Consider the following 9,479-nt stretch of genomic DNA (forward strand, 5'->3'; position numbering starts at 1 on the left):
CCAAGGGCACGTCCGGGTCGGGGCGCTCGAGCACCCCGGCGATCAGCGACGACGGCGCGGTCGTGTCGTTCGAGTCGCTCGCCCGGGACCTCGTCAGCGGCGACACCAACGGCGTCGCGGACGTGTTCGTGCGCAACATCGCGGTCGGGAGGACCGCGCTCGTCAGCGTCTCGTCCTCGAACAGGCAGCAGAACCGATCCGTCGGCAAGGGCTTCCGCATGCAGTCCGACGTCAGCGCCGACGGCCGGTACGTGGTGTTCGACTCCGACGCGACGAACCTGACGACGCGCGACCGCAACGCGAGCACCGACATCTTCCTCCGGGACCGCCGCGCGCGGAAGACCAAGCTGGTGAGCGCGAGCTCGCTCAACGTCCAGGGCAACAACGACTCGTTCGCGCCCACGCTCACCCCCAACGGCCGGTATCTCGTGTTCCGCACGTTCGCGACGAACCTCGTCCGTGGGGACGCGTCCGGCGAGGATCTCGTGGTCCGGGACCTGCGCGGCCGGACGACCAGCACCGTCGACGTGACCGCGACCGGCGACCGGCGGATCCCGAGCCCGGTGCCCGCCGTGGGCCGACGCGTCGGCATCTCCGGGGCCGGCACCATCGCGGTCTTCTCCAGCGCGTCGACGAACGTCGTCCCGGGGGATCGCAACCGGTCCTCGGACGTGTTCCTGCGACGCCTGGACGCCCCGCAGACCTCGCTCGCGTCGCCCCGCGCATCGGGCAGCCGCGTCGTGCGCCTGGCTGCCGACGATCCCGCGGCCGACCGCTTCGTGTGCCGGTTCGACCGCGGCCCCGCCTTCAACTGTCGCTCGCGGGTGACCGTGCCCCGCTCCGCCGCGATCCTCGAGGCACGCGCGGGTGGGCTCGGCATGGTGTTCGACCCCACCCCGCTTCGGGTCCGGGTCGGCTCCAACGACCGCACGCGACCGAAGGTCAGCATCACGGCCCCGAAGGGCCGGTTCCTGCGCGTGATCCGTGGACGCGCCAGTGACAGGTCGGGCGTGCGGCGCGTCGACGTGTCCGTCGCCTACCTCGTCCAGGGCGGGTGCAACCACCTGCGGTCGGTGTCCGGCAAGCTGCGGTTCGTCAAGGACGTGTGCACCAAGAAGTACTTCGTCCGGGCCAACGGAGCCAGGGCGTGGTCCGTCCGTCTGCCGAGCAACGTGCGCGGGGCGTTCCGCATCCTCGCGCGGGCCACGGACGAGGCGGGCAATCGCAGCCGCAGCGCCGAGATCCGCGTCTCGCTGTCCTGAGCGCTCAGGCGACAAAGGCCGAGCGCCGCCGGCGGATCCGGCGGCCCGTCGGGAACAGCGTCGCGGCCACCAGCAGGGCCGTGCCGGTCATTGCCGGGACCTGCCAGTCCCAGTCGACGGAGGCGTGGACCAGCCACACGGCGACGGTCGCGCCCGCTGCCGCGGTCTGGGTCGTGGGCAGGGCGAGGCGACGCCGCCGGCTGCGGACCAGCGCCGCGACGATCGCCCCGAGGAACGCCAGCAGGAGCAGCGCGCCGACGAGCCCCAGTTCCCCGAGCGTCTCGAACTCCAGGGAGTGGGCGTTCTGCACGTTCTCGTCGACGGTGCGCGTGCGGAAGAACCGGGTCTGGTAGGACCCCGCCCCCTCTCCCCACACCGGCGCCGCCGCGAAGGAGTCCAGCGCGATGTCCCACAGGTCCGACCGCGTGCCCGCCGCCGTGTCGAGCCGTGCGCTGCCGCGCTCCGCCTCGCGCTGGGCGCCCGGCCGGTTGAACTCGTCCCACTGCGTGCTGATCCAGTCGCCGCTGTCCTCGAGCGCATTGGAGACACGTCCTTCGATCGCGTCCGCCCGTACGACGTAGGCGCCCACCGCGCCGATGACGGCCGCGCTCGTGAGCAGGACCGCCAGCGGGCGCCCGGTGCGCCGCACGAGGTCCGCCATCGCGACCGAGCGGTTCCCGACGGCCAGCAGTCCCTGCGCGACCGCCGCGAGACCCATCGCGAGCACGAGCGTCGGCACGAAGTCGCGACCGGCCTCGGCCTGGCCGGGACCGGCAGCAGGATCCGTGGTGAGAGCGGGGATGGCCTCCAGACGCAGGACCAGCAGGCCGACCGTCGCTCCGACCAGCACGAGGGTGGCCACCACCGATGCCCGGTGTCCGCCGAGCGCGACGAGCACGAGCATGCCGACGCCGAACGCGACGATGCTCCCGCGCGAGAAGGTCAGATAGGCGGCGACGAGCATCAGGGTCGCCGCGGCCGCGGAGACGGCGCGCCAGGCGATCGCGGACCGGGGGTCGGCCGCGACGCCGACGGCGAGCGTCGCCCCCATGACGCCGAGTCCGCCGAGCGCGTTCCAGTACCCCAGCGGCCACTCCATCCGGTAGCCGTCCAGTCGCGGGTCCGGGAGCGGACTGCCGAAGGCCCCCGGATGCAGGCGGGCCCAGAGGGCCACCCCGAGGATGGCCGTGCAGGCCCCCAGGGCGGCCAGCAGGATCACGCGTGCGTAGCGCCCGCTACCCACCGCCAGGATCCCGAGGGCGAAGATGCCGACGTAGAGCAGGTCCAGGTCGACCAGACGCTCGCCTCGGGGCGCGTCAGGACTCCAGGTGGTCGACAGGGCCGTCCAGGCCGTCAGGAGCCCGAGGGCCCCGAGCGCGACCAGCGCGGCCGTGCTGGGCCGCAGCCGCGGGAGCTCGATCGCCGCCAGGAGGGCCAGCGCGGCCCAGACGACCACAGCAGCGTCCAGGCGCGCGTCCTCGAAGTACCCGCCCTGATGGAACGCGAGCCACAGGATCACGCCCGTGACCACGGCGGTCGCGGCGAGCCCGGGGCTCGCGCGTCGGAGTTTCGTGAGCCCGTCCTCCCGCATGCCGCGAGACCTTACGAGGTCCGGGATCGTCCGGTAGGGTCGTCGCCGCAGTGCACGAACCGAGCACCACGGAGCGCAGCCGTCAGCGGTGGGCGGCGATGGCGATCGCGGCTCTCTGCGCGCTGGTCGCGCTGTCCCTGTACGACCGACGGGCCGATGAGCGGACGCTTCGTGCTGCGAACGAGGCGGGCGCGGCCGGCGACTACCGCGAGGCGCTGCGGCTGGCCCGGACCCTGACGGAGGGCACGACGGCCGCGGATGCCCGCTACGTCGAGGCGCAGGTGCGGCTGCGGCAATCCCGCTTCGCCGAGGCGCGCACCGCGCTGGAGGCGGCCATCCGGGAGCGCCCGAGCGACTGGCGCGCGCGTCGCGATCTCGCCGGCGTGCTGCTGTTCCTCGGCGACCGCAGCGCAGCACGGCGCGAGTACGCGCGAGCGCTGGCGCAGAACCCCCGTCAAGAGCCTCTGCCCGTGTTCACGGAGCCGCGGGACCGCTGACGGTCCGGCGCGGCGCTCGGCGGGAGCGCCTCACCACCGCTGTCCCACCATCTACCCTGTTGCTCAGATGACCCGTCCGACACCACCGGTGACGCCGACCGGCGTCCGGGACGGGGATCCCGACTCGCTCGCCGGGCTGGCGCAGCGCCGCTCCGGATCCGTCTTCGACTACGCGCGCCACGCGTGCGGCCCCACCGTCGCGATGGACGTCACGGCAGAGGCCTTCGCACGCTTTCGCGGCGCCGTCGTCGCTGCCGACGACCCTCACGACCTGGCGCCCGACCCGCTGCTCCTCTCGTGCACCCGCAACGCGGCCGCGGCATTCGCGCCCGTGGCCGACGGGCCGGCGTGCGCCGACACGCCGTTCCTGCTCGTCGGACGCTACGAGGGGACGGCGTCGGCCGCCGAGGCGGCGAGGCTCACCAGCCACCTCGCGTCGTGTCCGGTCTGCACCCGCTACGCGAACGCCGTCGAACAGGCCGAGCGCGCCTTCCGCGCACCGCATCCCGCGGCACCCGGGGGCGTCGTCGTGGCCCGGGTCATCGCTGCGCTGAGGGCCGCGGCCCCGATCCGGGGTGAGTCGCTCGAGGCGGTGGTCGGTGCCGAGCCCCCGCCTGTCCCGCCTGCGCGGGTGGCCGCCGTGACCGAGCGCGACGAGGATGCGGACGGTGCCGCCCCCGCCGCCCACGAAGCGGCGCCACGCGAGGTGCCGGTGCCCGCAGCGACGGTCGCGGACCAGGGTCGGCCCGACGCGCTCCGTCGCGTCGTCGTCCCCTCCGTGATCGTCGCGGCCGGGGCGATCACCGCCATGGCCGTCTCGGGTCTGTTCGGCGGCACCTCGGCGGAGCCGGCCCGCGGGACCCCGGGACTGCCCGCCCCGACCCCTCCGGCTCGGCCGCCGGCCGCCGACACCGAGATCCAGCGGCGGGCCGCCGAGGCGGCCCGCGACGCGCTCGAGCGGGTCCGCGCCCGCGAACGCGAGACCGCGCGTCGCGCCGCGCAGGAACGGGCTGCAGGCGGAGCGCCGGCGGCGTCGGATCCCGCTGCCGAGTCCGAGTCGGCCCCGACGCCCTCGTCCTCCGCGCCCGGGTCGCCGTCCTCGAGCACGCAGTCGGGTGGCGGGTCCGGCTCCGGTACGAGGCCCGGCGCCGGATCCGGGACCGACACGGGTGCCGCCACGATCGAGCCCGACGAGGGCTCGGGCGCCGTGCCCGACACCGCGACCCCCATGTTCGAGCCGCAGTCCGCCGAGACCCCGGGCTAGGCGGTCTCGACCCCGTCGCCCCCGACCCACGTGGCCGTGGCGGTGTCGTACCGGCGGATGATCCGCGCCGGGTTCCCGGCGACGCTCGCGTTCGGCGGCACGTCCTGCGTCACGACGGCTCCCGCGCCCACGAGGCTGTTGGCCCCGACCGTCACGCCCGGGAGCACCGTGGCCCCGGTCCCGAGGAAGACGCCGTCCTCGATGCGCACGGGCCGTGGGGGAGCGAGCCGCCGGCCCGACGGTCCGGGCAGGTACTCGACGTCCGCGATGTACAGCCGATCGGAGCCCATGACGTCGTCCCCGATCCACACGTCGTGCGCGCAGACGATGGTGAGGTCCCGGCCCAGGTAGCTCCGGGCGCCGATGCGCAGCCCGGGGATGGAGGCGCCCTCCCCCGCGACCGCGAGCCAGGACCCGGCCAGGATGTAGCTGGCCTCCCCGACCCGGATGTGGCGTCGCCCGGTCACGGCGGCCGGCGGGTGGATGAGCGTTGTCGCGCCCAACTCCGCGAAGTCGGACCGCCGCAGGCGCCGCGCGAGTCGCCGCCGGAAGGCCCATCTCGCAGTTCGTGCACGAAATCCGGTCACGATTCGGCAGCGTACCTCCACCGGAACTCCCGAGATCGTTACACCAGTCGCAGGAAAACGCCGGGAAAACCGGTATTGTGCGGCGAGCACGGGATCGGGCCTCCGGATGGGGCTGTAGGACGACAGGGGAGTGGCTTGGGATGAAGCGCAGCGCCGTAATCGGAACGACCGCGATGATCGCGGGCCTCTTGCTCGCCATCACCGCATTTGCAGCGCCTTTCCGTGACTACGACCGAGCCGCCGGGGACCAGTACACGACGACGACCGTCACCCCGACGACGACCACCAGCCCCACGACGACCACCCCGCCGACGACGACCGTCGGTGCCACCGTCACCGTCGGGGGGCAGTCGACCACCGGCGGACCCACCACCGTCGACACCACCGGTACCACGGGCACGACGCCCGGGACCACCGACGACGAGCCGACGACCGACACCGACACCTCGTCGCCCGGCGGCGAGGACGACGGTGCCGGAGCGGCTCCCGACGAGGATCTCGGCGCCGGCGCGCCCACCGGATCCGGCGGCGGGACGGGCGCCGGTCGCGGCACCGGAGACGGACGCGGCACCATCGCCTTCCTGACGATCACCACGCCGCCGACGAACCTCGGGCCCAGCGTGCTCAAGGTGATCGGCATCCCGGCCTGGCTCGCCTCCATCGACCCGCTCTCGGTCAACACCCTCGGCGACATCGCCGCGGGCACGCCGTTCGCCGGGATCGGCGAGGGCGACCTCGACATGGACAAGCTCCGCGGCCTGGCCAAGCGGCTCGGCGGCGAGAGCGTGCAGGCGGTCGGGCTCTCGCGGGAGCTCCCGGACCTGCTCCGCGACTTCGAGGGGCTCGTGAAGCCGCTGACCGGTCTGGTGCTCGCGCACCAGAAGCTCGATGACGCCGACGACCGCGCGATCGCCGAGGCGTTCCAGCGCTCGTTCGCCCGCGGCGCCGTCCTGGCCGACATCCCCGTGATCGGGGTCGAGCTCAAGGACAGCGATCCGTCGAGCATCTCCTACTTCAAAAAGATCAAGGGCGTCTCGAGCGTCGACAACATCGACACGGCGACCGGCCAGGAGAGCCTCATGCGCCTCCTGGGTGGCGCCAAGCCCGGGCATTACGGCAGCCAGAAGGACGCCGACGCCCTGCAGCCGCCCCGGATCGTGCCGGACACCGCTGCCGCGCCCGTCACCGACGGCAGTGGCTCGCTCAGCGGCAGCCCGCTCCTCGTCGGGCTCCTGCTGACGATGGCGCTCCTCAGCGGCCGCGCCCTCGTCACCGTCACCCGTCGCGCCCGCGCCGGTCGCTGATCGGCGACCGAGCCTCCGGCCGCGGGACCACCCCGCGGCCGGTGATCAGTCCGCCTGGGTCCCTGCGGCGGTGACGAGCGCCGCGTGCAGACGATCGTCGCCGGTGAGTTCCGGGTGGAACGACACCGCGGTCACCGCTCCCTGACGCACGGCCACCGGGTGCCCGTCGACGGCCGCCAGCACGGTGATCCCCGGCCCGTGCTCGGCCACCCATGGAGCCCGGATGAAGACCGCCCGCATGGGCGGACCGTCCAGCCCGTCCAGGTCGAGCTCGTCCTCGAAGCTGTGCACCTGGCGGCCGAACGCGTTGCGCTCGCATCGCAGGTCCAGGGCGCCGAGGCGCTCGCGGTCCAGGACGATCATCCCGGCGCACGTCGCCAGCACGGGACGGCCGGAGCGCACGAACTCGACCAGCGGCTCTCCCAGGCCCTCCCGGGCGAACCCGAGCATGAGGGTGGTGGACTCGCCGCCGGGCAGCACCAGGCCGTCGAGGCCGTCCAGGTCGGTGGGCACGCGCACCTCCCGCACGCGGGCGCCGCAGCGCTCCAGGGCCCGGCCGTGCGCCGCAAACCCACCTTGCAGCGCGAGGACGCCGATGAGCGGCGTCCTCCCTCCTGCCGTGCTCACCAGCCTCGCGTCGCGAGGACCTGATCGCCGGCGAGCTTCGAGACCTCGAGGCTGACCATGGCGGGACCGAGGCCCTCGGAGGCCTTCGCGATCCGCTCGGGGTCACGGAAGTGCGTCGTCGCCTCGACCACGGCGCGCGCGCGCCGCTCGGGATCGGAGCTCTTGAAGATGCCCGAACCCACGAACACGGCCTCGGCGCCGAGCTGCATCATGAGGGCGGCGTCGGCAGGGGTCGCGATGCCGCCGGCCGAGAAGAGCGGGACCGGAAGCTTGCCGGTCGACGCCACGTCGCGGACGATGTCCAGCGGAGCCTGGAGCTCCTTGGCGGCGGTGGCGAGTTCGGCGTCGTCCAGCCGGGTCAGCCGGCGGATCTCGCCGGTGATCATCCGCATGTGACGCACGGCCTCGACGATGTCCCCGGTCCCGGCCTCGCCCTTGGACCGCAGCATCGCCGCGCCCTCGCCGATGCGGCGCAGCGCCTCGCCGAGGTTGGTCGCCCCGCACACGAACGGGATCTTGAACGCCCACTTGTCGATGTGGTGCGCCTCGTCCGCGGGGGTCAGGACCTCGGACTCGTCGATGAAGTCGACCTCGAGCGCCTCGAGCACCTGCGCCTCGACGAAGTGGCCGATACGGGCCTTCGCCATCACAGGGATGCTCACGGAGGCCTGGATGCCGCGGATCATCTCCGGGTCGGACATCCGTGCGACGCCTCCGTCGCGCCGGATGTCGGCCGGCACACGCTCCAGCGCCATCACCGCGCAGGCACCGGCGGCCTCCGCGATACGGGCCTGCTCGGCGTCCACGACGTCCATGATGACGCCACCGGAAAGCATCTCTGCCAGGCCGGCCTTGACTCGGAACGTCGCTTCGTCGCGCATCCCTGCAGTGTAGAGGGACCGGCGCCACGGCCCTGTGCCGCGGCGGAGCGGTCACGGGCGCTCGGCGCGCCGGACCGTCTCGCCGCGCCCCGCGCGGGCTACTTGAGGCGGAACGCCTTGATCCGGTCCGCGTACTGCTCCGCGTCGCGGGCGTACACACCGTAGGCCAGGCCCTGGATGACGCTCAGGAGCGCCGTGTGGGACCTGACGTACGCCGGGCTGTCGCTGGAGTAGTACAGGCGCGTCTGGGCCAGCTTCGCGACCTCCGACAGCGTCGCGTCGGTGATCGCGACCGTGCGGGCCTTGCGATGCCGGGCGAGCTTGAGCGCGCGGACGACCAGCGGATGCGGGCGCCCGGCGCTGAGTCCGATCACCAGGGTGCGCTCATCGATGCGACCGAGACGGCTCAGCGCCTCCTGCGACGGGCTCGCGACGATCTCTGCCCGCAGGTCGAGCAGCATGAGGAGGTGCCGCAGGTAGCTCGCGAAGAACGCCATCTGATCGGTCCCGGCGATGAGGACGCGGTCGGCCGCGGCGATCGCCTCGATCGTCGCCTCGATGTCGCTGCGGGAGGACTTGCGCGCCGTCGCCTCGACGTTGGCGTGGTCGGCCGCCACCGCGGTCTCGAACTCGCTGCGGTCCAGCGAGAACAGCGGCTCGGAGATCTTCGCACCCTGCGCGGTGCTCTCGTGGCGGCGCCGGTACTCCTCGCGGGCGGCGTGCTGAAGTTCGGGGAAGCCCTCGAAGCCGAGCGCCTGGGAGAAGCGCACCACGGTGGAACTCGAGGTGTTCGCGCGTCGCGCCAGCTCCTCGGCGGTCTGGAACGCGACCTCGTCGAGGTGGTCGACGATGTACTGCGCGACGTCCTTCTGCGATCGCGAGAACTCGTCGAACCGCGACTGCACGTAGTCCGAGAGAGATTGGTGCCCGTGCGCCTCGTGGGGCGGGGCAATGGTCGTGGTAGCCGTCCTCTTCATGGGCGATGAGGGGTTTCGACGTATAACGCCGGTCCCCTTCCGCCCGGGCGGCGATCCCCCTCAGGCGGCGATCGGCATGTCGGCCGCGACCGTCATCCCGGTGAGGTGCTCGATCGCCTCGACGAGGCGTGTCCGGAACGCCTCGGAGCTGAACCGCTCGGCGTGCCGGCGGAGCTCACCGACGTCCGGCGTCTCGAAGACCTCGTGCTGGAGCGCCTGGGCGATCGTCTCGGGACGGACCCACTCGAGGAGCACGCCGGTGACGCCGTCGCGCACGGTCTCGGCCGCTCCACCGTGCGTGGGCGCCACGACGGGTGTCCCGGACGCCTGCGCCTCGACGGCGACGATGCCGAACTCCTCGAAGCTCGGCACCACCACGGCCCGGGCGTTCTCGTACAGGCGGGCGAGCTGCTCGTCGCTCACCCGTCCGGCGAAGTGCACGTCGGGGTGCTCCTGGCTGAGTCGCTCGCGCTCGGGCCCGCTCCCGAC

10 protein-coding genes are annotated in these 9,479 nt (G+C 73.3%); 4 read left to right on the forward strand and 6 right to left on the reverse strand.

Features of this window, described 5'->3' with window-relative positions:
* Window positions 1–1,262 (forward strand): TolB family protein (locus ABYE80_RS12040; RefSeq protein WP_372790525.1); only part of this gene is annotated, 1,262 nt, incomplete at its 5' end.
* A gap of 4 nt (window positions 1,263–1,266) precedes the next feature.
* On the opposite strand, the gene ABYE80_RS12045 is transcribed toward ABYE80_RS12040, so the two are convergent.
* Window positions 1,267–2,853, reverse strand: a complete 1,587-nt coding sequence (locus ABYE80_RS12045; RefSeq protein WP_372790526.1) for an O-antigen ligase family protein — start codon at window positions 2,851–2,853, stop codon at window positions 1,267–1,269.
* 50 nt (window positions 2,854–2,903) lie between these two features.
* Between ABYE80_RS12045 and ABYE80_RS12050 the strand changes: the two genes are divergently transcribed.
* Both ABYE80_RS12050 and ABYE80_RS12055 read left to right on the forward strand, forming a co-directional pair.
* Entirely contained in the window at window positions 2,904–3,350 is a 447-nt protein-coding gene (locus tag ABYE80_RS12050) for a tetratricopeptide repeat protein (RefSeq protein ID WP_372790527.1), read from the forward strand.
* A 67-nt stretch (window positions 3,351–3,417) separates the two neighbouring features.
* Window positions 3,418–4,614, forward strand: a complete 1,197-nt coding sequence (locus ABYE80_RS12055; protein WP_372790528.1) for a hypothetical protein — start codon at window positions 3,418–3,420, stop codon at window positions 4,612–4,614.
* Here the strand turns inward: ABYE80_RS12055 and ABYE80_RS12060 are convergent.
* Entirely contained in the window at window positions 4,611–5,117 is a 507-nt protein-coding gene (locus ABYE80_RS12060; RefSeq protein ID WP_372790529.1) for a DapH/DapD/GlmU-related protein, read from the reverse strand. The two genes, ABYE80_RS12055 and ABYE80_RS12060, sit on opposite strands and share 4 nt — an antisense overlap.
* A gap of 257 nt (window positions 5,118–5,374) precedes the next feature.
* Here ABYE80_RS12060 and ABYE80_RS12065 point away from each other — a divergent pair, with 257 nt between their 5' ends.
* Window positions 5,375–6,505 carry a copper transporter gene (locus ABYE80_RS12065; RefSeq protein WP_372790530.1) on the forward strand — a complete coding sequence of 377 codons (1,131 nt, stop codon included), beginning with the start codon at window positions 5,375–5,377 and terminating at the stop codon, window positions 6,503–6,505.
* Window positions 6,506–6,550: 45 nt separating this feature from the next.
* Here the strand turns inward: ABYE80_RS12065 and pdxT are convergent, their stop codons facing one another.
* The 4 genes from pdxT to ABYE80_RS12085 form a co-directional block, all read right to left on the reverse strand.
* On the reverse strand, window positions 6,551–7,132 hold the full coding sequence (pdxT, locus tag ABYE80_RS12070) for a pyridoxal 5'-phosphate synthase glutaminase subunit PdxT (protein WP_372790531.1): 582 nt from the start codon (window positions 7,130–7,132) through the stop codon (window positions 6,551–6,553).
* A complete protein-coding gene (gene pdxS, locus ABYE80_RS12075) occupies window positions 7,129–8,013 on the reverse strand; it encodes a pyridoxal 5'-phosphate synthase lyase subunit PdxS (protein WP_372790532.1) in 885 nt (294 codons plus the stop codon). Before pdxS ends, pdxT begins: the two co-directional genes overlap by 4 nt.
* A 98-nt stretch (window positions 8,014–8,111) precedes the next feature.
* On the reverse strand, window positions 8,112–8,990 hold the full coding sequence (locus tag ABYE80_RS12080) for a MurR/RpiR family transcriptional regulator (RefSeq protein WP_372790533.1): 879 nt from the start codon (window positions 8,988–8,990) through the stop codon (window positions 8,112–8,114).
* 60 nt (window positions 8,991–9,050) lie between these two features.
* A partial coding sequence (locus ABYE80_RS12085; RefSeq protein ID WP_372790534.1) for a glycosyltransferase occupies window positions 9,051–9,479 on the reverse strand: 429 nt, incomplete at its 5' end.

Source organism: Paraconexibacter sp., assembly GCF_041602235.1.
GTDB lineage: Bacteria > Actinomycetota > Thermoleophilia > Solirubrobacterales > Solirubrobacteraceae > Paraconexibacter.

What these genes read in the sequence shown, in the direction of transcription:
- ABYE80_RS12045 (WP_372790526.1), bottom strand. Translation starts at nt 2,853, where the DNA reads ATGCGGGAGGACGGGCTCACGAAACTCCGACGCGCGAGCCCCGGGCTC.
- ABYE80_RS12055 (WP_372790528.1), top strand. Translation starts at nt 3,418, where the DNA reads ATGACCCGTCCGACACCACCGGTGACGCCGACCGGCGTCCGGGACGGG.
- ABYE80_RS12065 (WP_372790530.1), top strand. Translation starts at nt 5,375, where the DNA reads ATGATCGCGGGCCTCTTGCTCGCCATCACCGCATTTGCAGCGCCTTTC.
- pdxS (WP_372790532.1), bottom strand. Translation starts at nt 8,013, where the DNA reads ATGCGCGACGAAGCGACGTTCCGAGTCAAGGCCGGCCTGGCAGAGATG.
- ABYE80_RS12080 (WP_372790533.1), bottom strand. Translation starts at nt 8,990, where the DNA reads ATGAAGAGGACGGCTACCACGACCATTGCCCCGCCCCACGAGGCGCAC.